The 26,875-nt window shown below is 42.0% G+C and carries 23 protein-coding genes, 1 tRNA gene and 1 pseudogene; 15 read left to right on the top strand and 10 right to left on the bottom strand.

What is annotated here, in order from left to right; genetic code table 11:
- Positions 1 to 445 precede the first annotated feature (445 nt).
- A complete protein-coding gene (locus V7K69_RS05570; RefSeq protein WP_335032123.1) occupies positions 446 to 2,098 on the bottom strand; it encodes a DHA2 family efflux MFS transporter permease subunit in 1,653 nt (550 codons plus the stop codon).
- A gap of 188 nt (positions 2,099 to 2,286) precedes the next feature.
- On the opposite strand from V7K69_RS05570, the gene V7K69_RS05565 reads away from it, so the two are divergent.
- Entirely contained in the window at positions 2,287 to 2,883 is a 597-nt protein-coding gene (locus tag V7K69_RS05565; RefSeq protein ID WP_335032121.1) for a TetR/AcrR family transcriptional regulator, read from the top strand.
- 192 nt (positions 2,884 to 3,075) lie between these two features.
- On the opposite strand, the gene patD is transcribed toward V7K69_RS05565, so the two are convergent.
- Positions 3,076 to 3,429, bottom strand: coding sequence for a heterocyst frequency control protein PatD (patD, locus tag V7K69_RS05560; protein ID WP_012411843.1), 354 nt, complete (start codon positions 3,427 to 3,429; stop codon positions 3,076 to 3,078).
- Between the two features lie 218 nt (positions 3,430 to 3,647).
- Here patD and V7K69_RS05555 point away from each other — a divergent pair, with 218 nt between their 5' ends.
- The 5 genes from V7K69_RS05555 (at position 3,648) to V7K69_RS05535 (ending at position 9,019) form a co-directional block, all read left to right on the top strand.
- Positions 3,648 to 5,915 carry a RelA/SpoT family protein gene (locus V7K69_RS05555; RefSeq protein ID WP_335032118.1) on the top strand — a complete coding sequence of 756 codons (2,268 nt, stop codon included), beginning with the start codon at positions 3,648 to 3,650 and terminating at the stop codon, positions 5,913 to 5,915.
- Between the two features lie 160 nt (positions 5,916 to 6,075).
- The gene (locus V7K69_RS05550) at positions 6,076 to 6,792 is read left to right on the top strand and encodes a class I SAM-dependent methyltransferase (RefSeq protein ID WP_335032146.1); all 717 of its coding nucleotides are present in this window, start codon (positions 6,076 to 6,078) and stop codon (positions 6,790 to 6,792) included.
- A 414-nt stretch (positions 6,793 to 7,206) separates the two neighbouring features.
- A complete protein-coding gene (locus V7K69_RS05545; protein WP_335032116.1) occupies positions 7,207 to 8,286 on the top strand; it encodes a M4 family metallopeptidase in 1,080 nt (359 codons plus the stop codon).
- Between the two features lie 171 nt (positions 8,287 to 8,457).
- A complete protein-coding gene (locus V7K69_RS05540; RefSeq protein WP_335032114.1) occupies positions 8,458 to 8,808 on the top strand; it encodes a protealysin inhibitor emfourin in 351 nt (116 codons plus the stop codon).
- A gap of 22 nt (positions 8,809 to 8,830) precedes the next feature.
- A complete protein-coding gene (locus tag V7K69_RS05535) occupies positions 8,831 to 9,019 on the top strand; it encodes a helix-turn-helix domain-containing protein (protein WP_335032112.1) in 189 nt (62 codons plus the stop codon).
- Between the two features lie 184 nt (positions 9,020 to 9,203).
- Here V7K69_RS05535 and V7K69_RS05530 read toward each other — a convergent pair.
- Positions 9,204 to 9,326: pseudogene (locus V7K69_RS05530) on the bottom strand (MarC family protein); the annotation flags it as partial.
- A 210-nt stretch (positions 9,327 to 9,536) separates the two neighbouring features.
- Here V7K69_RS05530 and V7K69_RS05525 point away from each other — a divergent pair.
- Positions 9,537 to 10,349 (top strand): carbon-nitrogen hydrolase family protein, encoded by an 813-nt coding sequence (locus V7K69_RS05525; RefSeq protein ID WP_335032110.1) that lies wholly within the window; start codon positions 9,537 to 9,539, stop codon positions 10,347 to 10,349.
- A gap of 192 nt (positions 10,350 to 10,541) precedes the next feature.
- Here V7K69_RS05525 and fba read toward each other — a convergent pair whose 3' ends face one another.
- The gene (gene fba, locus V7K69_RS05520) at positions 10,542 to 11,621 is read right to left on the bottom strand and encodes a class II fructose-bisphosphate aldolase (protein ID WP_100898838.1); all 1,080 of its coding nucleotides are present in this window, start codon (positions 11,619 to 11,621) and stop codon (positions 10,542 to 10,544) included.
- A gap of 181 nt (positions 11,622 to 11,802) precedes the next feature.
- Between fba and V7K69_RS05515 the strand changes: the two genes are divergently transcribed.
- Entirely contained in the window at positions 11,803 to 11,955 is a 153-nt protein-coding gene (locus V7K69_RS05515; RefSeq protein WP_335032108.1) for a hypothetical protein, read from the top strand.
- Here the strand turns inward: V7K69_RS05515 and V7K69_RS05510 are convergent.
- The 4 genes from V7K69_RS05510 to pdhA form a co-directional block, all read right to left on the bottom strand.
- Positions 11,927 to 12,616 (bottom strand): Uma2 family endonuclease, encoded by a 690-nt coding sequence (locus tag V7K69_RS05510; RefSeq protein ID WP_335032107.1) that lies wholly within the window; start codon positions 12,614 to 12,616, stop codon positions 11,927 to 11,929. The genes V7K69_RS05515 and V7K69_RS05510 overlap by 29 nt on opposite strands.
- Before the next feature lie 106 nt (positions 12,617 to 12,722).
- Positions 12,723 to 12,794 (bottom strand) — tRNA-Lys (locus V7K69_RS05505).
- 61 nt (positions 12,795 to 12,855) lie between these two features.
- Complete coding sequence (locus V7K69_RS05500; RefSeq protein ID WP_335032144.1) at positions 12,856 to 13,725, bottom strand: aldose epimerase family protein; 870 nt, start codon at positions 13,723 to 13,725, stop codon at positions 12,856 to 12,858.
- 124 nt (positions 13,726 to 13,849) lie between these two features.
- Positions 13,850 to 14,884, bottom strand: coding sequence for a pyruvate dehydrogenase (acetyl-transferring) E1 component subunit alpha (pdhA, locus tag V7K69_RS05495; protein WP_114080372.1), 1,035 nt, complete (start codon positions 14,882 to 14,884; stop codon positions 13,850 to 13,852).
- Positions 14,885 to 15,826: 942 nt separating this feature from the next.
- On the opposite strand from pdhA, the gene V7K69_RS05490 reads away from it, so the two are divergent.
- Entirely contained in the window at positions 15,827 to 18,133 is a 2,307-nt protein-coding gene (locus V7K69_RS05490) for an IMS domain-containing protein (protein WP_335032106.1), read from the top strand.
- Positions 18,134 to 18,544: 411 nt separating this feature from the next.
- On the opposite strand, the gene V7K69_RS05485 is transcribed toward V7K69_RS05490, so the two are convergent.
- Positions 18,545 to 18,754 carry a hypothetical protein gene (locus V7K69_RS05485; RefSeq protein WP_179073216.1) on the bottom strand — a complete coding sequence of 70 codons (210 nt, stop codon included), beginning with the start codon at positions 18,752 to 18,754 and terminating at the stop codon, positions 18,545 to 18,547.
- A 201-nt stretch (positions 18,755 to 18,955) separates the two neighbouring features.
- On the opposite strand from V7K69_RS05485, the gene V7K69_RS05480 reads away from it, so the two are divergent.
- From V7K69_RS05480 to V7K69_RS05465, 4 genes are all read left to right on the top strand, one after another.
- Positions 18,956 to 19,693, top strand: coding sequence for a phycocyanobilin:ferredoxin oxidoreductase (locus tag V7K69_RS05480; protein WP_335032103.1), 738 nt, complete (start codon positions 18,956 to 18,958; stop codon positions 19,691 to 19,693).
- 997 nt (positions 19,694 to 20,690) lie between these two features.
- Positions 20,691 to 22,115, top strand: a complete 1,425-nt coding sequence (locus V7K69_RS05475) for an HlyD family efflux transporter periplasmic adaptor subunit (protein WP_335032101.1) — start codon at positions 20,691 to 20,693, stop codon at positions 22,113 to 22,115.
- A 250-nt stretch (positions 22,116 to 22,365) separates the two neighbouring features.
- Positions 22,366 to 23,520, top strand: coding sequence for an ABC transporter permease DevC (gene devC / locus V7K69_RS05470; protein WP_335032099.1), 1,155 nt, complete (start codon positions 22,366 to 22,368; stop codon positions 23,518 to 23,520).
- A 101-nt stretch (positions 23,521 to 23,621) separates the two neighbouring features.
- Complete coding sequence (locus V7K69_RS05465) at positions 23,622 to 24,326, top strand: DevA family ABC transporter ATP-binding protein (RefSeq protein WP_012411823.1); 705 nt, start codon at positions 23,622 to 23,624, stop codon at positions 24,324 to 24,326.
- Between the two features lie 52 nt (positions 24,327 to 24,378).
- On the opposite strand, the gene V7K69_RS05460 is transcribed toward V7K69_RS05465, so the two are convergent.
- Complete coding sequence (locus V7K69_RS05460) at positions 24,379 to 25,200, bottom strand: hypothetical protein (protein ID WP_335032096.1); 822 nt, start codon at positions 25,198 to 25,200, stop codon at positions 24,379 to 24,381.
- Positions 25,201 to 25,305: 105 nt separating this feature from the next.
- Between V7K69_RS05460 and V7K69_RS05455 the strand changes: the two genes are divergently transcribed.
- Both V7K69_RS05455 and V7K69_RS05450 read left to right on the top strand, forming a co-directional pair.
- A complete protein-coding gene (locus tag V7K69_RS05455) occupies positions 25,306 to 26,103 on the top strand; it encodes an HAD family hydrolase (protein ID WP_335032094.1) in 798 nt (265 codons plus the stop codon).
- A 50-nt stretch (positions 26,104 to 26,153) separates the two neighbouring features.
- The gene (locus tag V7K69_RS05450) at positions 26,154 to 26,873 is read left to right on the top strand and encodes a Uma2 family endonuclease (RefSeq protein WP_335032092.1); all 720 of its coding nucleotides are present in this window, start codon (positions 26,154 to 26,156) and stop codon (positions 26,871 to 26,873) included.
- The last annotated feature ends 2 nt before the right edge of the window (positions 26,874 to 26,875 follow it).

The raw sequence follows: 26,875 nt of genomic DNA, 5'->3' as shown, positions 1-26,875 counted from the left end.
AGACTAACCCCTCATAAGTAAAAACCGATACTTAAGTTGCAAATTAATTTTTTGTTAAGGAATTTTACGGGATTTTAAGTTTTACAGCGCTTTTATAGATATTTATACTGATTTTGATATGGTTAAGGAACTATTAAAAAAGGATTTTTACTTAAATGAACGATTCAAAATTCAGCAATCCATTAGGTCAATCTATAATCATGGGCGCTTTAATGATGTTAACTAGTGTTGGCGTTATTACAATAATGAACTTTTTCTAAGAGCGGAATTTCTAATTTTAGCAATAAGACTTCACATAGTCCTGCTCAAAAGTGAGTGGGATTTTTATTTTTTATCTAGATATATCAGTGTATATTAATTTTTTTCTGTGACTTTCGGCTCAGAAGGATTTTTAAGCCGTGTTTTTACTTAGCTTTACCTCAGAGAGCTTAAAATTGATATCCGTCTAATGACTGATTGGTGCTTTTGCCCCGGCACCGCCTTTACCCAAGAATAGTAATAGGGGTAATGAGCAAAGGAACCCGATTCCTACCACTCGAAAGCAATCTGCATAAGATAAAACAGCAGCTTGAGTATTTACTGTTTGACTTAATAAAGCTAGTGCTTGTTGCTGTGCTGTTGCCGCATCTATGCCTTGGCTTTGAAGTGCCCCATTGAGCAAATCTAGACGTTGATTGGTTTCTGGGTCATAAGGGCTAAGTTTTTCTAACAAGATAGCTCGATGAAAAGTTTGTCTTCGATCAAGCAGAGTAGTAAGTAGGGCAATGCCGATGCTACCACCTAGTTGTCGAGTCAGGTTGTAGAAACCAGATCCAGCAGAAACATCTTGTTTGGGTAGCGGGCCTAAAACTGCCAAACTCAAAGGGAGAAACATCAACACAGTAAAAGCCCCACGCCATACCAATGGCCAAAATAAATCATCTGTGCCCGTTTGTGGGGTAATTGCTGCTAGTTGAAACATAACTCCAGATGAGCCGACAGCGCCCATTGCAATTAAAAATCGGGCATCAATTTTACTGGAAAGCTTGCCTAATAGAACCATGACGATCGCAGACGCTAAAGCACCAGGCGCTAACAATAGTCCTGTCTGCGTTGCCGTAAAGTGCAGTACACTTTGAGCAAATATCGGCACTGCAAAGAGTGTGCCATAAAGCCCCATACCCACTACTGCTGAGAGAACGCTTCCCGCAGCTAAAGAACGGTGACGCAAAACTCTCAAATCAACGGCAGGATGGGCTATTTTCAACTCGTACCAAATAAATAGCCCTAATCCGATAATACTGGCGATCGCTAAGGTGGTGATCAAACCGGAGGAAAACCAGTCTTCTTTCTCTCCTTCTTCTAACAAAGTTTGCAGACAGCCGATCGCAATAATCAAAAACCCAATGCCGAACCAATCGACAGATTGGCTTTGCGTCTGGCTTTTGTCTTTGTCTTTAGGCAAAAACATGAAGGACATCGCTACTGCAACGATCCCGAAGGGAATATTAACAAAGAAAATCCACCGCCAGCCCAAACCATCTACCAAGAATCCTCCTAAAGTTGGGCCGATAGCTGGGCCAGCAATTACACCTACCCCAAAAACTGCCTGTGCCAAACCCTGTTCAGCAGGTGGAAAAGTCTCGAACAAAATTGCTTGGGCTTTAGCTAGCAACCCGCCACCACATAAACCTTGAAGAATTCGGGAAAGAACCAGCATCGGTAAATTGAATGCTAACCCGCATAAAACCGAGGCAATGGTAAAGCCAATCAACGAAAAGATAAAGTAAGTTTTGCGTCCAAAGTAATCTCCCAGCCATGCAGATAAGGGAATTAAAACGACATTTGCGATCGCATATCCAGTTACTACCCAACCTACCTCACTGACAGTTGCACCCAAACTAGCCTGCATATCCGTCAGGGCAACGTTAACAATACTAGTATCAATTACTTCTAAAATTGCACCCAGAGAAGCCGTCAAAGCGATCGCCCACTTCAATGGCCCGTGGACATAACCAAATTGATCAAAACTAGAACGTTTAATATTGGTAGCCATTGTCAGAGCGATTCCCAAAGCAAAAATTAAATATCCTATATATACGCTACGGTAGCGTATCATATAAGAATGGTCAAGGGAGACTTCAACGAAAAGCGGCAGAAATACTTATGCTAAAGATGGATAGTCACTTTTGTTGTTTTCGTGTATGAAAACTTGGTAGTAGGGCTTATTTGTTTCCCTGATGCTTGTTCTGTTACCAAAGCCAGAAGCAGATTGCCAAGAAGATATTGCTTGGGAATGATATTTTTATGAGTAACCAAATCAACAGCCCTTCAGGACGACCGCGCAGCATCCACGCCGACCAAGCGATTCTGCAAGCGACCTTAGACTTGCTTGCAGAGGTAGGATATCAGAGCATGAGTATAGAAGCGATCGCTTCTCGTGCTGGAGTTGGTAAAACGACCATCTATCGGCGTTACACTTCCAAAGAAGAACTAGTTGCAGACGCAATAGAAAGTTTGAGAGATGATTTAGCGATCCCCGATACTAGCAGCTTTTGGGGAGACATGGATATTTTGATTGAGAATGCCGCTAAAAAGATAGATAGTCCCCTTGGTCGTCAGACACTCGCTTTAATAATTAGTACCGCGTCTAGCAATCCTCAGTTTGCAGAGGTTTACTGGACAAAATATACAAAACTCCGACGTGAAGCATTCTCTAAAGTACTTGAGCGTGCCCAGTCTAGAGGTGAAATACACAAGGATGCAGACGTAGACTTAATTATCGATCTGGTGAGCGGGTCACTATATTATGCACTGATCTTTAAACCCACAACCGAGCCAGTAGAAGCATATATGCGCCGCACAATGAATCTTCTCCTCAAAGGGATTGGGAATTGGGCATAAGGCATGGGGACAAATCTGAAATAAGGCTTTCTTAGATCAGAACTATTAGAGGGACAACAAGAATAACTATGCCCATTCCCCCTTCCCCATTTCCCCTTCCCCCTTCCTACCTTTAACTTGTTAGCAAAATAACTTTTCACGAACGGTCGTAAATGAGATGATGGGTTAATTAGAGAAAAAGGTAAACAATTGTTATTTTTCTCCTTCCGCTTCTGGTTGCAGAATAGCATTACAGTACTGAATGAGGGTTGTCAAGCGATCGCTAATCGTCTGAAGTCTCGTCTGTGCAGTCGATGCTTGCCGCGCTCCTTGCAAAAACATCACATCTATTGCCAACAAACGCAATTGCTTACTCATTTCCGTTTGATAAGACTGCACTCGCCAGTTTTCATCAGCCAAAGGCACAATCTGCTGTCCGAAAAATTGCTGCAACGAGGCTACACGCACTCGCAGTTCTGGCGCAGCGATTTGCGTCGTTGTGGCATCGGAGCGTAATTGCTCTAGCAAGGTTACGAGTGCCAAATATTTCTCAGGGTTTAAAGACATCCAGTGCTAGTTAAGATAGTATTAGTGTCAAGTAATTTTTCTTTTACAATAAACTTTCTTAAAGGCTTATTAGCACTAAAAGCCTCAAATGCTGATTTGAGGCTTAGTTTGCCATCAATGGATTTTCAAGGTTGATGGGCGACAGCATTTTCTTAGGGTGATGCTGCCACTTTTATTTATCATTCACTTATCTACCGATCCTATCCAAACAAACTTGTATGAGCAGTCTAGCTATAAATTCATCAGTTGATCTAGCCATTCCGGAATGGTTAAAAAAATGTTTGAAGGAGTCATCGACAAGTAACGGCGAAGTGGAAGATGACCGAAGGCATAGTGATGCAGTTTTAATTGGTCGCGCATTTGAATTTGCTTACCAACTGCATCAAGGTCAATACCGCAAATCGGGAGAACCATATATCGCTCATCCCATTGCTGTAGCCGACTTGCTGCGTGACTTGGGAGGTAGTGCTGCTATGATAGCAGCTGGATTTCTCCATGATGTCGTTGAAGATACAGAAGTTACAAGTCAAGAAATAGAAGAACGCTTTGGCCCAGAAGTGCGGCAATTGGTTGAAGGTGTCACCAAGCTTTCTAAAATCAATTTCACTAGCAAAACCGAAAGCCAAGCCGAAAACTTCCGGCGGATGTTTTTGGCAATGGCGCAAGATATTCGGGTCATTGTGGTGAAATTGGCAGATCGTTTGCATAATATGCGAACTTTACAATATATGTCAGAGGCTAGCCGCCGCCGCAGTGCCCAAGAAACGCGAGATATATTCGCGCCTTTAGCCAATCGCTTGGGGATTTGGCGAATTAAATGGGAACTGGAAGATTTGGCTTTTAAGTATTTGGAACCGGAAGCTTACCGCCAAATGCAAGAGCTTGTTTCTGAAAAACGGACGGCGCGAGAAGAAAAACTGGCTAGAGCTACGAATATGTTGCAAGAGCGTTTGCAGCAAGCCGGAATCCGCTTTCAGGATATTAGCGGTCGTCCCAAACACCTTTATAGCATTTACCAAAAAATGCACCGCCAGCAAAAAGAATTTCATGAAATTTACGATTTGGCAGCGCTGCGGATTATTGTTCAAAGCAATGAGGAATGCTATCGAGCTTTGGCGGTGGTTCATGATGCTTTTCGCCCAATTCCTGGGAGATTTAAAGACTACATTGGGCTGCCAAAGCCTAACCGTTACCAGTCGCTGCATACTGGGGTGATTGGACTAACTGGTCGTCCTTTAGAGGTGCAAATTCGGACAATCGAAATGCATCATATTGCCGAATATGGGATTGCCGCCCATTGGAAATACAAAGAAACTGGAGGTTCTAGTATTAGCCATTTGACAGGCACAGATGACAAGTTTACTTGGCTGCGACAACTGCTAGAATGGCAAACTGATCTCAAGGACGCACAAGAATATCTTGATAGTGTCAAGGATAATCTATTTGAAGATGATGTCTATGTCTTCACCCCTAAGGGGGATGTTGTTCCTTTAAGCCCCGGTTCTACCACTGTAGATTTTGCTTATCGCATTCATACGGAAGTTGGAAACCACTGTTCAGGGGCGCGAGTGAATGGGCGAATGGTGTCTCTGTCAACCCGACTACAAAATGGCGATATTGTAGAGGTTCTTACCCAAAAGAACTGCCATCCGAGTTTGGATTGGTTGAACTTTGTCAGAAGTTCGGCGGCGAAATATCGGATCAAACAATGGTACAAGCGATCGCGCCGGGAAGAAAATGTTGCCCGTGGACGGGAATTGTTAGAAAAGGAACTAGGTAAAACTGGTTTTGATAGTTTGCTAAAGTCCGATGCAATGGAGACTGTCGCCGAAAAGTGTAATTACCACAGTGTGGACGATTTACTTGCCGGTTTGGGTTATGGTGAAGTTACGTTGAACTTGGTGCTAAATCGTTGGCGAGAAGTGGCGAAGGGACAACAACCAGTTTCCACAGTGTCGCCATTTATCCCCAAAGAACCATCATCAAAAGCTTTGCGAGATGCACCTCCAACAACTTCCCGCGCTAGTGATTCGCCAATTGTTGGAGTAGAGGGGCTGGTGTATTATTTAGCTGGGTGTTGTACCCCGATTCCTGGCGAACCGATTATTGGTGTGGTGACGCGAGGTAGGGGGATTTCAATTCATCGCCAAGGCTGCAATAATCTTGAGTGTGTGGAGTATGAGCGTTTAGTACCAGTCAGGTGGAACCCAGCCGCCGAAAATAGTGGTCGTCCGCACACGTATCCAGTAGATGTTCAAATTGAAGCCCTTGACCGTGTAGGGGTGCTAAAAGATATTTTGTCACGGTTGAGTGACCAAGGAATCAATGTCCGCCATGCACAGGTGAAAACTTCTGTTGGTCAACCTGCATTGATGGATTTAGGAATAGATATACGCGATCGCTCTCAATTAGAGCAAGTGTTCGTCCAAATTAAGAAAATGAGCGACATTTTGAATATCCGCCGCGTTGGTCAAATTGACGAGTAATAGGGGTATCACTATCTCTATAACAAAAAACCTTCTCTTGCTTACCTAACAGCCTGTCTGGGAACTCAATGTGGTGGCTATAAACTGCGTCTCAAGAGATAAAACCTTCCCTGGCAGGTTCATCAACTATTGATTAGTGTACACATTAGTTCTAATTCCTATGCAACAGTTATTTCCCGGAGAGGTATTCGCCAGCACTGGTGATTTTGACATTGGTATTCGCCAACTGATACCCAGATATGATGAGATGTTGGAGGTAATTACCCGTTGTCTACATTCCACAAGTCTGCGGATATTAGAATTAGGTTGTGGTACAGGCGAACTTAGTCTCAAAATACTCAAACGCTTTCCAAATGCCCAAGTAATTGCTCTAGATTACTCACCTCGAATGTTACAATTTGCCCAAGATAAAATCACAGCATCTGGATATCAAAAACGTTGGGTTGGTACACAAGCAGACTTTGGTGATTGGGCAAATAATCCAGAAAAATTAGATATTGGTAGCAAATTTGATGCCTGTGTCTCATCCTTAGCAATCCATCATCTCCAGGATGAGATGAAATTAAAGTTATTTAGCCGAATTGCTGCTAGCCTTGCTCAAGATGGCTGTTTTTGGAATGGAGACCCAATTTTACCGGAATCATCAGCCTTAGCAGAAATTTATCAGGCTGCACGAGAAGAGTGGTCAGTTGAACAGGGAACTAATTTAACAGAGATTCGTGCAAAGCTTGGTACGAGCAGCACTCAAGGTTACTCTAGTCAAGACCAGCTAGCTAGCTTAGATACTCATTTACAGATGTTGAGCAAAGCTGGATTTAAAACAGTTGCAGTCCCTTGGAAATATTATGGTCTGGCGGTGTTAGGTGGCTGGCGATGAAAGTCTTAGGTTTTGGATACTGGATTTGGAATTTACCTGTCCCTAATCGATATTTATCGGATTAGCAGACTTATGGTAACAAAACAGTAATAAATAACATTATTTCCCTTGATTAGAACTAATATATAGACGCTTTAGGTCTGTAAAGGAGGTCTTGCTAACTCACACAAAGATTTTGGCTGAAACTTGTGGTATCTAAGCTGTCCTTGTGTTTTGATGCAATATTTCCACATCAGAAGTACCCGCGAGGGTACTATCAATCCTCTACAGACCGATCCGAAAATACAGAGTAGAAAATTTTCTTCAGAAAAGAAACCAGGGACACGCAATTTGGATTCGTTTTTTTGCTCTTTTCTCCAGTGGAGTTAAAGCCACTGTTTGCCATCACTTAGTTTAAAAGGGAGAATATCTTGGATGGCTCGAAATAAAAAGAAATCAGGCGGGTTTAAGTATGAGCATCCACTTGACTCTAGATGCCCGATTTGTTGTATTATCCCGCCCCATATACTGGAACATGTCGTTGTAAATGGTAATCCTCAACAGCGTAATTGGGCTTTTCGTACATTAAATGTTTCGGCACAATTTCGCGGACGGAGAGATGTCATAGGTACTGTCTCATTTGCACCTTCTCCAGGTGAAAAGCGCCGTACCATCTACGATGCAAAATATGGTCAGCAACTTCCTGGTACATTAGTGCGCGGTGAAGGCGATCCTCCCAGCAGTGATGTAGCAGTGAATGAAGCCTATGATGCTGCTGGTGCTACTTATGATTTGTTTTATGAGATATTCGATCGCAATTCTATTGACGATAAAGGGCTACGTTTAGACTCCACTGTGCATTATGGCGTTAAATATGACAATGCCTTTTGGAACGGCGACCAGATGGTTTATGGTGATGGTGATGAAGAACTGTTTCAACGCTTCACGAAATCAATTGATGTGATTGGGCATGAGCTAACTCATGGTATAACCCAGTATGAAGCGGGTTTACAGTACTATGGCGAACCAGGGGCACTAAATGAATCATTTTCTGATGTCTTCGGTTCGCTGGTGAAACAAAAGATCAAAAATCAGACAGCACAAGAAGCAGATTGGCTGATTGGCGAAGGTCTTTTAGTCCCAACTGTCAAAGGTGTTGCCCTGCGATCAATGAAAGCACCGGGAACAGCTTATGATGATCCAGTATTGGGTAAAGATCCTCAACCAGGCCATGTAAAAGATAAATACACTGGTACTGATGATAACGGTGGCGTGCATATCAACTCAGGAATTCCTAACCATGCTTTTTATTTAGCGGCTGTGGAAATTGGTGGCTATGCTTGGGAGAAAGCGGGCAAAATCTGGTATCTAGCTTTACGCGATCGCTTGAAAGCCAAAGCAGATTTTAAAAAAGCTGCTAACGTCACCATTCAAGTTGCTGGTGAACTTTACGGTAATGGTAGTAATGAGCAAAAAGCTGTACAGAACGCTTGGCAAAAGGTAGGAGTTATCTAGGAGTTATGAGTGAGGAGTCAGGAATAAATAAATAGTCAATACTTCCACTCTCTCACTCAACACTCAGGGCTGATAAATCTGTTGTGTATTGTTGCTAAAGTGGGTTGTGAGAAATATAGTCTCCCATTTTAAGTTTTTATCCCAACTAAATAACACAACAGAGAGCAAAAAATGCGGATATCCTTTGAACGCACAGGTGGCTTTGCTGGAATCAGCAAGAAGACAACCGTTGATACAGACACTCTCTCGCCAGATGAAGCTGCGACACTTCCCCGACTGGTGGAAGTTGCAGATTTATTTAGGCTACCTGAACTAATTACTTCGCCAAATCAAGAGAGCGATCGCTTTCAGTATAAGTTAACAGTGGAAGATAACGGTAAGCAGCATACGGTGACCGTCAGTGAAGCAGCATTGCCAGGAACCTTAAGACCCCTAATTGAATGGCTGCAAAATATGTCACAAAAAAGTAATTTACTGAATAAGTTAAATTACAGCACTTTGCGTAACGATGAGGTACAGTAACAGAGTGTGAAAATCAAAAAAAATGAAGGCATACTCTGTAGATTTACTGCAAAAAATAGTAGGAGCATACGAAGCAGGCAACATATCTATACGGAAAGTTGCCAAACTATTTCAAGTGAGTAAAAGCACAGTACAAGGGCTACTAAAGCAAAAAAAGGAAAAAGGTACAATTGCACCCCGAACAGCAACAGGTGGGAATCTTGCCAGTTGAGTGGGTATGAACAACAAATCAAGGCAATAGTGGATGAACACTCGGATTATACCTTGTTGGAATACTGTGAGTATTGGGAAGAAAAGACAGGGGTTAAGACAAGCGTGAGAGCGCGATGTGCCGATTTTTAAAGAATATTTTGCCCACTGTTGCTACTGTACCAATTAGTCGCGCAAAGTGCTGTAACTTTGTTTCTTTGGTCTAGCATCATGCCTTTGGTCAAAACTAAAACAATTGGTATATTGCCCACAGCATCTGCCAAGACAAACACAGCGATAAATGTTTGAATGAGAATAGAAATATCCACAGTAGACAGCTTTTATCAGGGTTTGATCACAACCTAATCTTTATCTTGCTCAGTTTGCTAGAACCCAGAGGAAGATTAAGATCGGTAATAAAACCAGTGTGTTAAAGAAAAGCAATGCTGACGCATTTCTAATTAAGTTCCACAAATGTTGAAGTAGCGATATATTTTGATAATCTCTTTTCCATAAATCAACTGTTCATTGTTGAATCTATGAAGTCTTATTTAGCCGCCGCTATTCAATTGACAAGTGTGCCCGATCTACACAAAAATTTGGCTCAGGCAGAAGAATTAATAGAGCTTGCTGTGCGTCAAGGTGCTGCACTGGTAGGCTTGCCAGAAAACTTTTCCTATATGGGAGAAGAAAAAGATAAACTCGCACAAGGTGATGCGATCGCTCTTGAAAGTGAAAAATTTCTCAAAAAAATGGCTCAACGCTTTCAAGTTACAATCTTGGGCGGCAGCTTTCCTCTTCCTGTAGACAATACAGGCAAAGTTTATAACACCACTCTACTTATCGATCCAAGCGGTCAAGAACTTGCCCGTTACTACAAAGTACACTTATTTGATGTTGATGTCCCCGATGGCAATACCTATCGGGAATCCAGCACTGTTGTGGCTGGTACGGAACTACCACCCGTGTATTTCTCAGAAAAACTCGGTAATTTAGGGCTTTCTATTTGTTATGATGTCCGCTTCCCTGAACTGTACCGTCATTTGGCAGATAAGGGAGCCGATGTTATCTTTATTCCCGCCGCCTTTACCGCCTTTACTGGCAAAGACCACTGGCAAGTACTACTACAAGCCAGAGCCATCGAAAATACCGCCTACGTCATTGCTCCTGCCCAAACAGGGAATAACTACGGTCGCCGTCTAACCCACGGTCACGCCGTTATTATCGACCCTTGGGGTGTAATTTTAGCCGATGCTGGAGAAAAACCGGGAATTGCGATCGCAGAAATCAAGCCAACTAGGTTAGAACAAGTCCGCCGTCAAATGCCTTCTTTACAACATCGGGTGTTTTAGGGATTGGGAGTGGGGAGTAGAGAGCAGGGGGAGCAGGGCAAGAAGCAACTATTGATTATTGACCATTCCCCATTCTCAACCCTTTACAAATAAAATAAAAAACCGGGTATTTACCCGGTTTATGTCAATATTAGAATCTTCAATTTTTTAGGAGCATAGCAGTACTATGCACCTATTTATTGGTTGTCAGAATTAAACTTTAGCAGCAGCTTTGGTGACAACATTTAGTTCACCCTTAGCATACTTAGCAGCAAAATCTTCCAAAGAAATTTGCTTAATCTTGCTTGCATTGCCAGCTGTGCCAAATTGTTGATAGCGTTCAGCACACACCTTCTGCATGTATGTAATAGAAGGCTTGAGGAAGTGACGGGGGTCAAACTCCTCTGGTTTTTTAGCCAAAGCTTCACGTACAGCAGCAGTAATTGCCAAACGGTTATCGGTGTCGATGTTTACTTTACGTACACCACTCTTAATACCTTTTTGGATTTCTTCTACAGGTACACCGTAGGTTTCAGGAATTGCACCACCATACTGGTTAATCAGTGCAAGCAAATCTTCAGGTACAGAGGATGAACCGTGCATTACCAAGTGGGTGTTAGGCAGACGGCGGTGAATTTCTTCAATGCGGCTGATGGCCAAAATTTCACCAGTCGGCTTGCGGGTAAACTTGTAAGCACCGTGGCTTGTGCCAATGGCAACAGCCAAAGCATCTACTTGGGTTGCTTCTACGAAGTCAACAGCTTCATCGGGGTCGGTTAGCAGTTGTGAGTGGTCGAGTGTACCTTCAAACCCGTGACCATCTTCAGCTTCACCAGCACCAGTTTCTAGAGAACCCAAACAACCGAGTTCACCTTCAACGCTGACACCCAAAGCATGAGCTACATTTACAACTTCGCGGGTAACATTGACGTTGTACTCGAAGCTAGCGGGGGTTTTAGCATCAGCTTCTAAAGAACCATCCATCATCACGCTGGTGAAGTTGTTCTTGATTGCTGAGTAGCAAGTAGCAGGAGCATTCCCATGATCTTGGTGCATGACAATGGGAATGTGAGGATAGGTTTCTACCGCAGCCAAAATCAGGTGGCGGAGGAAGTTTTCGCCAGCATAATTACGAGCGCCGCGTGAAGCTTGTAAAATTACGGGGCTATCTGTCTCTACAGCAGCCTTCAGGATTGCCTGAATCTGCTCCAAATTGTTAACGTTGAAAGCTGGGATGCCGTAACCGTTTTCAGCTGCGTGATCCAACAGCAGCCGCAGTGGTACAAGCGCCATAGATAGTCCTCCTAATGTGGTTGTCAGCTAGTCGGTCTGAGAGAAGCGTATTTATTACGCTAAATCTTAAGAGTTTTTTCAACTTATAGGAAATTATAACTAGTGTCGTGTATCTATGTTGAAAAAGTTTATGCCATCGTTACTATAAATATGTTCTATACTCCTGTACTATGCACCATCGTTGCTCTGTATTGCTGTAGATTTAGTTACCCTACAGCTAGTAGCTCTGGTAGCGCAGTATCCCAAATGGTTATTTGAAAGCGATCGCACTCCTAACTATTTTGGCAAATCTCCAAGCGATCGCATCAGGCAAAAGGCGCTAGTCTCTGGATAAATGCTGCGTGTTCAGGAGATTGCAAGCCTGTTTGTAAAACAGTCAACACAGACTGCATATTCCCCGCTAATAACTCTGCAACCCCTAACCACAACCCTGGAAAAACTTGACTTTGCAGAATACCGTTACTATCAGCAGCCAACTCTAGATACTCACCCTGTTCCAAATAGAACCAGGTCAATTTCTGATCGAGTACTTGCCAGACGATATATTCTTTGACTCCATTGCGACGATAGGCTTGTTTTTTTGCATGGAGGTCGATGGCGACACTACTAGCAGCAATTTCGATAATTAACTCTGGTGCGCCTTCAATATAATCATCTTCACTCAGCCTTGCTTGACCACCCGCTTCTGGGTTGATTAGAAGTACAACATCTGGTTGAGGTTCGTTATCTAAGTCTAAGCGCACAGTGGGTTCTACTCCCAAAGCTACACCTGGTGTAGCGACTTCGTAAGTACCGAGCCATGTAAGAATCCAACCATGCGGTTGACCATGACTTTTAAAACGCAAAGCAGCAGGTATGTAGACAATTCCCTCAATCAATTCGGCTTTTTTCAAGTTAGGCATGGCGTTATAGCGACGCTCAAATTCATAAAGGCTGAGTTTGTCGCCATTTTCCAGAAGGGGAATTGTCCAATGCTGTGGAATTGTTTTCACCATGACAATGGTCTTTGGGATTAGTCTATGCCTATCCTACCGAATTGCAGGAATTTCTTGGATGCTGCGATCGCCTTCTTTTAACCTAATAATTATGATGTTAATTCTATGGGTCGCCCGGGATTCGAACCCGGAACTAATCGGTTAAAAGCCGAGTACTCTACCGTTGAGTTAGCGACCCTTTCGCTGCATTTCGCAACTTTGCAATCATAGCATATACATCTGTAGATTTGTAAAGGGGTTTAGAAAAAATTAGCAGTCAACCTTACAGATGCTGTATGGCTAGCTCCTGGCGCTAACACGGTCAGGTTATCACCAGTATTGAGAGAGTTACGAGTCGCACTCCACGGTTCTAGACAGTAGAATTCTTTGCCTTTGACTGTCCAAAATACCAGGTAGGTAGAGAAATCATCATAATCCAAGGTAAGTTTTAACTTCCGGCTACGATCTATCGCAGTGGCTGATTTACTCGTTAGCTGTCCAAAAGCAAAATCAATTTCATCACGGCTAAAGTCAAAATTGCCGTCAAAAGAGTGAAATTCCTTAGTTTGATTGTCTTGATACTGCTTAGAGGGAATTTCCAGCTCTAGCTGAGTTTTATCACCACACAAAAAGTAAGGATGGAAACCAGCCGAAAAGGGCATTGGTGTGGATGATAAGTTTTTATACTGCTGGCGGACTTCTAAAGTATTACCTTGAAGTTCGTAGGTGAAAGCCAACTGAAAATCAAAAGGATAAACTGCTTTAGTTTGCTCATTGCTATCAAGAACGACAGTGAGACTAGCTTTATCTCCAGTTTCCTGTTCTGTTGCTTTCCACGGCAGTTCACGGGCAAAACCGTGTTGTTTGAGAGTATATTTTTGCCCATTGTGAGTGTAAGTATTGTCTGGGAGATTGCCACAAATAGGAAACAAAATTGGGTTTCCACCTCTGACACTCAAATCAGGATGAGTAAAGCGTTCAGTGTCTAAGTAAAAAATTTCTTGTCCTTGAATGCGCCAACGGGTGATGATACCACCGCGTTCTGGTACGACTTCCAATTGAGAACCAGCACTTTCGTCAGAAAGAATATAGGTCTTGTACTGTTGCTGTTGAACTGTAATGCTAAACACAAATTTTAGTCCTGGGTAAGGTGGAGTGCCGAGTACCATTAGCAATAGCGGAGCGTTAAGCCAGTGCTGAGTCCTGAGCAGAATAAAAATTACTCAGCACTCAGCACTCATAACTCAGCACTGTTTATTCGTCTTCTGCAAACACGAAACGATATAACTCACTGGGGTCTGGTTCTGGGCTGTTTTCGGCAAATTTAACCGCTTCGTCGATTACATCCTGAATTTTACGATCAATAGCTTTGATTTCTGCCTCATTCGCTAGATTTTGCTCCAGCAAATAAGCAGCCAGCTTCTTAATTGGGTCACGGGCAAACCAAAATTCTTTCTCAGCTTTGCTCCGCATTTCATCTGGATCAGCCAAGGAGTGACCCCGGAAGCGGTAGGTAAGCGCCTCAATTAATGTTGGGCCTTCACCTGCACGGGCACGGGCTACAGCTTCTTGAGCGACGGCTCGGACTGCTAGAACATCCATACCATCGACTTCCACGCCCACCATGTTAAATGCACTGGCTTTTTTATAAATCTCTGGTTGGGAAGTTGCCCGCTCATGAGACATCCCAATGGCCCACTTATTATTTTCGACTACAAAAAGAATTGGCAGTTTCCAGAGGGCTGCCATATTTAGCGTCTCGAAAAACTGACCGTTGTTAGCTGCACCATCGCCAAAAAAGCAAGCTGTCACTTGGTCAGCATTTTTATCTCCCAGCACTTCGCGGCGGTATTTGCTTTGAAAAGCCGCTCCAGCTGCTACAGGAATTCCCTCAGCCACAAAAGCATAGCCACCCAACAAACGATGTTCCGCAGAAAACATGTGCATGGAACCACCGCGCCCTTTGCTGCAACCTGTGGCTTTACCAAATAATTCTGCCATTACCTCTCTTGCTGGTACTCCCGCACTCAAAGCATGAACGTGGTCGCGGTAAGTACTACAAACGTAATCTTCACCTGGTCGCATTGACTGTACAACACCTGTACAAACAGCTTCTTGACCGTTGTACAAATGGACAAAACCAAACATTTTGCCCCTGTAGTACATTTCAGCGCACTTGTCTTCAAACAAGCGCCCTAAAACCATATCCTCATACAACCATAATCCTTCTTCTTTAGTAATTTGCGTAGTAGCAGGATTAAATGTGGGTAAAGTACGCTCTTGAACCATTATTTTTGAGTATCCCTGTTGTACAACTTAAAGTTACGGTCTTAAATAAGTTGGTCTGATAACACCTCGGCTTTTAACAGGCTAGCGTTTGTAGGACTCAACAATCAAACTTTATTTATGCACCAAAAAAGGGTCTTAGGGAATAGCTGAATTTTTAATTTTTGATTTTTAATTTTTCAGCCCCTACCCCGTGAGGATTTGACTCTAAGGACAATATATGTCGCTTTGGGTTTTTCTCTCTGACCAAAACAGTGCTGAGTAACGTTAGCGGAAAGCTAAGGTTTAGCCCGTGCTGAGTAAAAAGTAATAATTAGACCGATTAGGCATCAAATCAGTTCCGAGTAGTGAGTACTTAGGAAAAAATTCACAAGTACTACGTCTTACTCATTACTTCTTACTCATAACTCAGCACTCCTGAATATTCCCTTTCATAGACTAGCAATCAAGATAGACTGCTTTCTGCATATCCATTAACAATTTAGAAAAAATGAAGCAAAAGTCCATATACCCAAATAGGTAATTGTAATTAAAGGTTAATTATGATATTATTTTTGTTCTCCTGTTATCAGGGCCAATCCCTAATAGTAGTATTTTTGTTACTTCATACTGGGAAAGTCCGAAAAAAATCAATTATCAATAGATTCTTGCAACCACAACATTTATGCCGTGATTAAAAGCGGTAGTTGTGGTTTGTGGTATCGAAGGCTGATAATAGTCGTGTTAAACAAAAATACTAAGAATTAAGACAAACAATTGAGGCTTTCTAGGCGAAAGCAAAAAATTAGTACTAGAATGTGACTCAAAATTTCGGGAAGTTACAAAACGAGTTGTTGCAATATACACTTGTAGAGTAAATTCTATACGGCATTTTTATGGCACGGTTTTACAGGCCTGGAAAGCTCTAGGTGAATTATGTTGATCACGGTGCAGGGGAAGTAGGCTGTGCGAATTCCGCTAGATTACTACCGAATTTTAGGACTACCGTTAGCGGCAAGTGAAGAACAATTGCGACAGGCGTACAGCGATCGCATTGTACAATTGCCACGACGTGAGTATTCTCAGGCAGCAATTTCTTCTCGTAAACAACTCATAGAAGAAGCTTACGTGGTTTTATCAGATCCAAAACAACGCAGTACCTACGATCAGCTTTATCTTGCCCACGCCTATGACCCTGATAATCTTGCTGCTGCCGCAGTAGCGCAGGAAAATCGTACAGAAAGCACCAAAAGGGGTAGTGATACCCAGAGTCTTGGTATCGAAATTACCCAAGACGAATTAGTTGGCGCTTTATTAATTTTGCAAGAGTTGGGGGAATATGAACTTGTACTGAAACTAGGTCGTCCGTACCTGGTAAATAAAAATAGTGCTACAAGTGCAAGAAAGAGCAATAACTTAGCAGACGAAGAAATTTATGAAAGTGCTGAACACCCAGATGTTGTTCTCACTGTTGCTCTTGCCTGCCTAGAATTAGGTCGGGAACAGTGGCAGCAAGGTCACTACGAAAATGCCGCTATATCCCTAGAAACTGGTCAAGAACTGCTAGTACGAGAAGGTTTGTTCTCCAGTATCCAGGCAGAAATTCAGGCTGATCTTTACAAATTGCGGCCATATCGAATTTTGGAGTTGCTCGCATTACCTCAAGAAAAGACTGCTGAACGAAGCCAAGGCTTAGAATTATTGCAAAATCTCTTAGAAGATCGTGGCGGCATTGATGGTACGAACAATGATGAATCGGGTTTAAATATAGATGACTTTCTGCGATTTATCCAGCAGTTACGTAACCACTTAACAGTTGCAGAACAGCACAAATTATTTGAAGCTCAAAGCAAACGTTCTTCTGCTGTTGCCACTTATTTAGCTGTTTATGCCTTGATAGCGCGAGGATTTGCTCAACGGCAACCTGCTTTAATTCGTCAAGCAAGACAAATGCTCGTGCGTCTGGGCAAGCGCCAAGATGTACATTTAGAACAGTCCCTATGTGCCTTACTATTGGGACAAACTGAAGAAGCAACTCGGGTTTTAGAACTTAGTCAGGAGTACGAAGCTTTAGCTTTTATTCGGGAAAAATCTCAAGACTCTCCAGATTTGTTACCGGGGCTGTGTTTATATGCAGAACAGTGGCTGCAACACGAAGTCTTTCCCCATTTTCGAGATTTAGCAAACCAGCAAGCTTTTTTAAAAGATTATTTTGCTAACCAACAGGTACAAGCTTATTTAGAAGCACTACCAACTGATGCCGAAACAACTAATGAATGGGCTGTAATTAACCCCCAGTATTTTCCCCAGTCCAAGGCAAAGAATAGTCATTTTCATAACAATTCAACTAAGACTTCAGCCTCATTTAATCACAGCAGAGTACCTAACCCAGATTTGCCAGAAACACCAACAAGAGAAACGTCTGAATATGCAAACTTCTCACCACAGATGTGGAGTTCATCTGGAAGTATAAAATCAGAGGTTCCTGCTGCTGAAAGGATGAGCAGAGGCACTAATCAGCATTTAAACGGTTCAGGTAAGAGTGCTGTATCTGGTCATAACCAAAAGCGGAGGCGGAGAAAACCCACTCCATCTGCTAGCCGAGAGCGTATACCAGATAATCGTCCTCATTCTCGTCGTCCCCGACGGCGGCGAACTTTTGCGAACACCATAGAAGGGAAAACACGGCTGGTATGGAGAGTGTTTATTTCTTTGGTGAGCATATTAGTTTTTTGGGTATTAGCCACAACAACTTTTGGATGGTTAAAAAATCTGTTTTTTCCTCAACCTACTCCGCGTGATCCACAGTTGTCTATACAAATAAATCAACCACCGCTATCTATTCCCACTCCAAATAGTAACCCAGGATTAGAAGAAGGCCCTTTAACAAGTGCAGAGGCAGAAAAAGTTATTCAAACTTGGTTATCCACCAAAGCCGAAGCTTTAGGGCAAAATCATGAAATTAATAATTTAGAGCAAATTTTAACTGGTTCAGCTTTATCTCAATGGCGGTTGATTGCTCAACAAAATAGGTTAGACAATCGCTACCGCAAGTTCGACCATAGCTTGAAGATAGAATCGGTTGAGAGAATTGGTTTATTTGCAGATCGTGCCGCAGTAGAAGCTATGGTCAATGAAGTGACGCAGTTATATGAAAATGGTCAGTTTAAAAACTCTTCTAACGATAAATTGAGAGTTCGGTATGATTTGATTCGAGAACGAGGTAAATGGCGTATTCAGAGTACATCTGTTGTGAATCAAATCACCAGATAAGTTGGAATTTTTTGGCAATGATCTGCAAAAAACTGTATCATTTAATTTGATTCGGAAAGATTTTTCTCATAGTTATCACTGAGATAATCCTAATAGGAATCCGATTTTATTTATGAAAAAAATTAGGTATTGTAGGGTGTGTTAGACGGAACGTCGGAACGCACCAAATTCTTATAAAACGTGAGTCCGACGGCTCATTTACTAACCGCCTAATTACCTCAAATATTGAAACCTCCCCCTGGTTTTACTACACAGAACCTCTCTCTCAGAGTCGAAGAGGAACAGGTTTGAACACAAGTTCAAGGCAGGAAGAAGTTTATCGAACTTACGTTTATAAATGGTGCGTTACGCTGTCACTAACACATCTACGTATATTTTCAAACATCAAATAGTAAACCTGTATAAAAATACTTAGTAGCAAAAATGTCTAATATTGAGTATTGCCTCCCCATGATCTGGAATCCAGGCTAGCCACTCATCTGCTGAAACCGGACATAATAAAAGTGCTTCGTCAAAACTAAAGGGGTTAGGAAGTTGCAAAAGTTTTACCCAATTTAAATCCTCCAGATTCTGCCTTCTTGGTTGCACAGCAAAATCTGGTCTATGAGAATCTAGTTTCATAGCTTTCTATTAGCCTTCAGAAATGGGCTAATCTAAAATTATTTCTGTAATCTAGACTACAAAATAAATAATCTTTGTGAAAAGTATCTGTCGTATAACTTTACGTTGGCTGTGGGGAACTGTTTGCTTATATTGCAGACCACACAGGTGTGGCACGACAGGTTGTAGACTGGGCATTAGATTCGCATTCCCAACTAGCTTATGTCATTTACTTCTATGCCCTCGCTGCGTGAGCAACAACATCCCCTAATTCGTCAGCTAGCTGATTGTATTGAGGCAGCTTGGCATCAGCACCTGGATCTATCGCCCTACCATTTGCCTGATGAGTTGGGCTATGTGGAAGGTAGACTAGAAGGCGAAAAACTGACGATTGAAAATCGCTGCTATCAAACGCCCCAGTTTCGGAAGATGCACTTGGAACTGGCAAAAATCGGAAATATGCTGGATATTTTGCACTGCGTTATGTTTCCCCGGCCAGAATACAACCTGCCGATGTTTGGTTGCGATTTAGTTGGGGGTAGAGGTCAAATTAGTGCAGCGATCGCAGACCTTTCCCCTATCCAATTAGAGCGCACCTTACCAGAATCTTATACTACTGCACTGGTACAGCTACCAGTGCTTAACTTTTCCCAACCCCGTGAATTACCAGAATGGGGAAATATTTTTTCGGATTTTTGCATCTTTGTGCGTCCCGGTTCCCCAGAAGAAGAAGCAATGTTTCTATCGCGTGTGCGAGAATTTTTAGACATTCATTGTATGCAAGCGATCGCCTCACATCCTGTTTCAGTTGAACAAGTTACACAAAATCTCGCTGGACAACAAAACTACTGCACCAAACAGCAGAAAAACGATAAAACTCGCCGCGTACTAGAAAAAGCTTTTGGTCCAGTTTGGGCAGAAAATTATATGACCACAGTTTTATTCGACCTTCCAACTTAATCATTCCCCCATCTCCCCATCTGTAGGCTCTGTTACGTTTTCGCGTCACGGATAAATGTAGAATTCATTCAACGAGAGTTTAATGGAGTCCCAAAACGCCAACAGTGAGAGTAGTAAGGTCTTTGAAGCAAATATCACAAAATAGTTGGTTGTCTTGGCAGGTGCAAGCAACTAGAGACAGCTAACTCATTGACCAGAAAGTTAAGGAAACTCTGATGTTAGGAATGCTCAAGTTGATAGATATTTTTTAGTTAGTTAATCATTCATTCACTTAAGGAAGACTAACTTTTGTAGCAAGATTGTATCCAAACAAGGCAACAGTCTATTTTTGTCAATTTTGTGACAAACGTAGCCGTAGTTGATGTAGCAGTACAGTATCGCATCATACCATTTTGGGATTTTGTGTAGAGACATGATATATCGCGTCTCTATATCTAGATTTGATTCTGCTAATTTCCATTACACTCATGTCTCAATAATACTCAGAGTTATTGAATAGCCAGTTACTATAGCGCTTCTCGGTTTCAATACAGACCTAAACTCAAGTAAGTAAGCAAGCTTCCATTCTTCTCTCCTAAAAGGCAAGAGGAATGGAAGTGAGGTCAATGTATTGCATACATAGACGCATAGTGGCTACCCCTAGCAATACTGCTTCGTTAAAGGGAAAAGGAGTGGAAAGCTCGATATATAAAGTCCCTTTCCCCCAAAACCCGACAAGTATTGCTACCCGTAGGGTACAAGCGTAGACGCATTAGCGAAGCGGTAGCGACGTTCGCGTAGCGTCTCGCAGAGAAGGAGCGTCAGCGTCTTATCGTCAGACATCGCTATAGAAAACACCATTTTGCAAAACCATAGTGTTGAGCGTTCATCACGCAATGGATTTTAAGCCATACCCAGCTTTAAAGCACTGTTGTTTGTCCTAAGCAGCTGGCTGTTGATTAAAAACCCTTTTATTTTTACTTCCATCAGCACAATTCAGGTAAACGGGCAACATACTATGTCAAGGGTGACTGAAAAGCCAAAGCCAAGTGAGCAGGCACTTAATCAAGAACAACCTAAGATTTGGTGGGGTATCGCTGTAGCTGTGCCAATAGTAATTGCGGCTGGAATACTAGGTACAGCCAAAATCGAGCAGCTGAGAAAACTCACTACATCTGTACCCGTAATGCCATCTACCAATAGCATTAGTGCTGTAGGGCGTTTGGAACCGCGAGGCGAAGTTGTTAAATTGTCCGCCCCATCATCAGGATTATCGCCATCGTCACGAATTCAGCAACTTCTGGTGAGAGAGGGTGAACAAGTAAAGCAAGGCCAAATTTTGGCAATTTTGGACAACCGGGATACCCAAATAGCCGGGCTAGAAGAAGCGAAAGCCAAAGTGCAAGAAGCCCGTGCGAATTTAGCGCAAGTTAGGGCTGGATCTCCAAGAGATATTCAAGCTCAAAGAGCAGTTGTTGCTCGCCTACAAGCGCAGTTTGTTGGAGAAAGGGATGCTCAACAAGCGACGATCGCCCGGATTGCAGCTCAGTTAAGTGGGGATAAACTTGTTCAGCAAGCAACTGTGAATCGTTTAGAAGCTGAACTGAGTGGGCAAAGAGAAGCTCTCAGAGCAACGCTTACACGTGTCCGAGCCGAACAGCGCAATGCCCAAGTTGATGCCGGACGCTATGATTTTTTATACCGAGAAGGTGCGATTTCTCAGCAAGAGCGCGATCGCAGACGCTTGAGTGCAGTAACTTCTAATCAACAGGTGGCCGAAAGCCAAGCTACCCTGAAGCAGACGTTAGCAACCATACGACAGCAACTTGCCGAGGCTAGAGCTAACCAAATACAAAATTTAGCAACATTACAACAGCAGCTAATCGAAGCGAAAGTTAACCGTGACAAAACTTTAGCAACTTTGCAAAGACAAATTGAGGAAGAAAAGGCCAAACTAAGCAGAATTTTAGATGTTAGTCCTACCGATGTGCAAGTAGCGCAAGCTCAAGTTAGTAATGCGATCGCAAATGTCAGAAAAGCCGAAGCACAACTAAGGTTAAGCTACGTTCAAGCACCAATTGCTGGAGAGATTTTAAAAGTTTATACCAAGTCAGGCGAAGCCATAGGGGCAAATGGTATTGCTGAAATTGGCCAAACTAGCCAAATGTATGTAATTGCTGAAGTAGCCGAAGATAGCATTGGTAAAGTGCAAATTGGTCAAAACGCCACTATCAGCAGCGATAATGGAGCATTTAGCGGCGAATTGAAGGGAACTGTCACTGAAATTGGCAGAAAAATTGGTAAAAAGGACGTGCTAAATACAGACCCAGCAGCAGATGTGGATGCCAGAGTCGTAGAAGTTAAAATTGCTTTGCCTCCAGAAGATAGCCAAAAAGTTTCTGGTTTAACTTACGCTAAAGTTGTTGTTGAAATTAATAACTAGTTAAGTTGTAGATGAGCAGTAATCTTAATTTTCAATTTGATATTTTGAATTGGAGATGTTCTTATCTAGGCTGTTTCATCAACTTTAAATATTCTATAAACAATGCCTGGCAAATTACAGCAGTTTGTAATTAAGTGAGATAGATAAATTAAGCTTAAAAGCCAGATATTAAAAAATTGCTACATCTGGTTTCTGACTACTAAATTCTGAATTCTGCTGTCAATAATAGCTGTGCTTGGATATCTATAAAATGAATCAAAAAATACCTCTGTCGTGGCTACAACTGACAAGGGAAAAAACTCGTCTAGCTGTGGCTTTAGCAGGAATTTCTTTTGCTGATATTTTAATGTTTATGCAACTCGGCTTCCGGGATGCTTTATATTATAGTAACGTTAGATTTCATAACAGCTTACAAGGCGATATTGTCTTAATTAATAGTCAATCTAGCGCTGTATTGGCTATGAGAAGCTTTTCTCAAAGACGTTTATATAAAGCTTTAGAATTACCCGCAGTACAATCAGTACATCCTATATATTTGGACTTTACAATCTGGAAAAATCCTATAACAGGTCGTCCTCGGAGTATTCTAATTTTTGGAATGAACCCAGAAACTAACATAGTTAACTTACCTGGTGTTCAGGAGAACTTAGAGAAACTTAAACTCCCTGATGTAGTTTTATTTGACCGTTCTTCTCGGGTAGAATATGGGCCTATTGCGGCTAATTTTAGTCAAGGAAAGACTGTAACGGCAGAAGTACGAAGGCGGCGCATTAAAGTAGAGGGACTATTCACATTAGGTGCATCATTCGGTGCAGATGGTAATTTAATTACGAGTGATATTAACTTTTTACGAATATTCAGTAATCGTCAAAAAGGGTTAATTGATATTGGGCTGATTAGATTAAAACCGGGAGCAGATGCTCAAGTTGTTGCTCAAGAACTACGACAATATTTACCTAAAGAGGTAAATGTTTTAACTAAGCAGGAATTTATTGATTTTGAGCGGAATTATTGGGCAAACAGTACAGCTATTGGATTTATTTTCACATTAGGGACTGTCATGGGTTTCATTGTAGGAACTGTGATTGTTTATCAGATCCTTTATACAGAAGTTGCAGATCACTTAGCTGAATACGCTACTCTCAAAGCAATAGGCTATACACAAAACTATTTATTAACCGTAATTCTTCAAGAGGCTTTGCTATTAGCAATTTTAGGATACTTTCCTGGAATAGTTTTTTCTTTATTTATGTATCAAAGTGCCAGAGATGCAACACTTTTACCAGTTTTTATGAGTTTTGACCGTGCCGTAATGGTTTTAATTTTGACTATGCTGATGTGCATTATTTCCGGTGCGATCGCAGTCCGAAAATTACGTTCCGCAGATCCAGCAGATATTTTTTAATTAATTGAATATTAACTAGAATCAATAATTAATAAATAGATATATAGTTAAAAATTAAGAAAACTTAGTTTTTGAAAACCCCACTTACAGCTAATAAAAACATGATCGAAAAAGAACCTGTAATTGCCATTAAGAATCTCAATCATTACTATGGCAAAGGCGCATTGAGAAAACAGATATTATTTGATATCAACCTAGAAATTTATCCTGGTGAAATTGTAATTATGACCGGGCCATCAGGTTCCGGTAAAACCACATTACTGAGCTTAATTGGTGGCTTACGGTCTGTACAAGAGGGAAGTTTAAAATTTTTAGGTGAAGAACTCGTTGGTGTCAGTCAAAACAAACTGGTACAAATGCGGCGCAACATTGGTTATATTTTTCAAGCTCACAATTTACTAGGGTTCTTGACTGCGAAGCAAAATGTGCAGATGGCTGTAGAGTTGAATGATAATATTTCTCAAACAGAAGCAATGGCTAAATCAAAAGCCATGCTGGGGTCTGTTGGTCTAGAAGAACGAGTTGATTACTACCCAGATAATCTTTCTGGTGGACAGAAACAAAGAATTGCGATCGCTCGCGCCTTAGTGAATCGTCCCCCACTGGTGCTAGCAGACGAACCAACAGCAGCATTAGACAAACAATCAGGACGCGATGTTGTGGAAATAATGCAGAGTCTAGCCAAAAATCAGGGAACCACCATCTTATTGGTGACACACGACAACCGCATTTTAGACATAGCCGATCGCATTGTAGAAATGGAAGATGGTCTTTTAACTCGTAATTCCTCAAATGCACCCATTTAGTCATTTATGGTTAGTAAATGACCAATAACTAATGACCAATGACAGCTATAATTTATTGTCTAGCCGAGCCTGATTTTTTCATTCCAGGTTGGCTTGACGGAGTTGGGGCATTTGGTTGGCGATTAGTACGGAAAGTCACATTCACGCCTTCATTTGATTGCTCCAGAACCAGCAAAGGCGTGGGTTTGGCCTTTTGATCCCAATGCATAGTAGCAATCCGACCTTGAATTGTTGGTTGCCAACTATCTTCATCTTCTATGGGACTTAGGTAAGTTTCTATACAGTCAATAATTTGACTAATAGTCGCAGAAGTTGCTTGCGTTGGTAACTTCATTAACCGGACTTGAATGCGGAACAGCACTCGTTTAGCACAATTTCCTGGACTACCAGTTTCATACTCTACATCAAAAATTTCATCTACCTGCCGTCCAGCGCTATTAGCAATTCCGACAGATCCTTGTTGGGCTTGATTTGGCCGCAGGGCTTGAGTAACTTTTTCTTTGATCTGAATCTTCACTTGATTAAGGATTGCAAAATGGAACACTTCCTCTGACATCCGCATTCGCAGATAATCTAGGTTAAAGTCCCGGGAGTTGACCAAATCGGGATTAGTTTCCATTTTGCGAATCGTTTCCAGCGCCAGTTTAAACTTTTTCTCTAATTCTCGTGCGCGGAATTGTTCAAACTTAATTTTTTTCTCCAGCTTATCCATCTGGAGTTTACTATATACAATCAAAGCAATCACCACTAAAGCCAGTCCTCCAGAAGTTACCAACAATAACGTTGGTATTTGAGGATTACTTGCTGGCACTTCCTGGGATGCCTTTTTAGGCTTTGATCCTGAGGATTGGGCAAGAAACATCGAAGTGGGCATGGTTGGAAAACTGAAAAACTTGACTCCTGATGTTTAGGATGCCCAAATTTTCAATGCCATCTTCCTGTATCATTAATATTTTTAACAGTTTTTATAAAACCGCGTATGTCCAGACACCAGAATGTCCCTGCCCTGTCTGACGTTTCATCTACAAGCTTTAGCAATATTCGTCTGATAGCCACAGATATGGATGGCACACTAACTAGACGAGGCAAGTTTACTACCCTACTGTTACAAGCTTTAGAGGATTTAGCGGCAGTTGACATTAAGGTGCTGATTGTTACAGGGCGTTCTGCTGGGTGGGTGAGTGGATTGAGTAGCCTGATGCCGATAGCAGGTGCGATCGCAGAAAATGGTGGTTTGTACTTTCCATCAGGGAATCACAAACCAGTAGTATTAACACCTGTTTCCGATTTAGCTAAACATCGCCAGCACTTGACTACGACTTTTGAAAATTTACAAACTAAATTTCCTCAAATCCAAGAATCTGCTGATAATCGCTTTCGCGTCACTGACTGGACTTTTGATGTAGCTGGTTTGAGTCAACATGAACTACAAATCTTAGACAGTCTTTGTCAACAAATGGGTTGGGGATTTACCTATAGCAACGTGCAGTGTCACATTAAACCCCAGGGGCAAGATAAAGCTGTGGGATTGTTGCAGGTATTGCGCGAATATTTGCCCCAGTACTCGCCAGAACAAATTATCACTGTTGGCGATAGTCCCAATGACGAAAGTTTATTTGATCGGCGTTATTTTCCTATTTCTGTAGGCGTGGCAAACGTTTTGGAATATATGAATCAGTTGAAATATCACCCTGCTTATATTACCAATGCTGCCGAAGGTGATGGATTTTGCGAGTTATCTAGTTATATTTTGAAAAGCTTGCACATCTCAAGTTAAGCAGAAGTAGAGTTGTTCTACAATAATCTCGTAGCACTGAGTTTAAAACCATGACGGCTACTGTACCTGTTAGTGTCGAATCAGAAATCTTCTACCCTAGTGCTGATGGTCAACCAGTGGCAGAAACCTACGACCACCTTTATGCTTTACTAACTACCTTAGAAGTCCTGAAACAGTATCTGGCAAATCGTCAGGCAACAGTATTGGGAAATCAATTTCTTTACTATGCACAAGGTTTTCCCAAGTTGCGCGTAGCCCCAGATGTGATGGTGATTTTTGATGTTACACCTGGCGGTCGAGACAACTATAAAATCTGGGAAGAGGGTCAAGTACCCACAGTTATTTTTGAGATGACATCCTTTGGGACTAAGGGACAAGACGAAATCTTCAAAAAGACTCTCTATGAGCAGTTAGGTGTCAAGGAATACTGGCTATTTGACCCTAAAAGTGAGTGGGTGGAACAACAGTTACGTGGCTATCGCTTGCGGGGAGAAATCTACGAACCTATACAAGATGGACGGAGTGAACCCTTACAACTGCGCTTGGTGGTTGAGGGAAGGCTAATTGGGTTTTATCGAGAGGATACAGGGGAAAAATTACTTATCCCAAATGAACTGGCAGAAGCTTTACGACAGGAAGTTTTAGCAAGACAGCAAGCAGAAGAACTAGCAGAACAAGAACGTCAACGAGCAGAACAGGCAGAATTGCAAATAGAAAAGTTGAAGGCTAAATTGCGCTCGCTCAATGTAGACCCTGATACTATTCAGTAACA

Source organism: Nostoc sp. (genome assembly GCF_036917775.1).
Classification (GTDB): domain Bacteria; phylum Cyanobacteriota; class Cyanobacteriia; order Cyanobacteriales; family Nostocaceae; genus Nostoc.
This window is presented reverse-complemented; position numbering and strand designations above follow the sequence as displayed.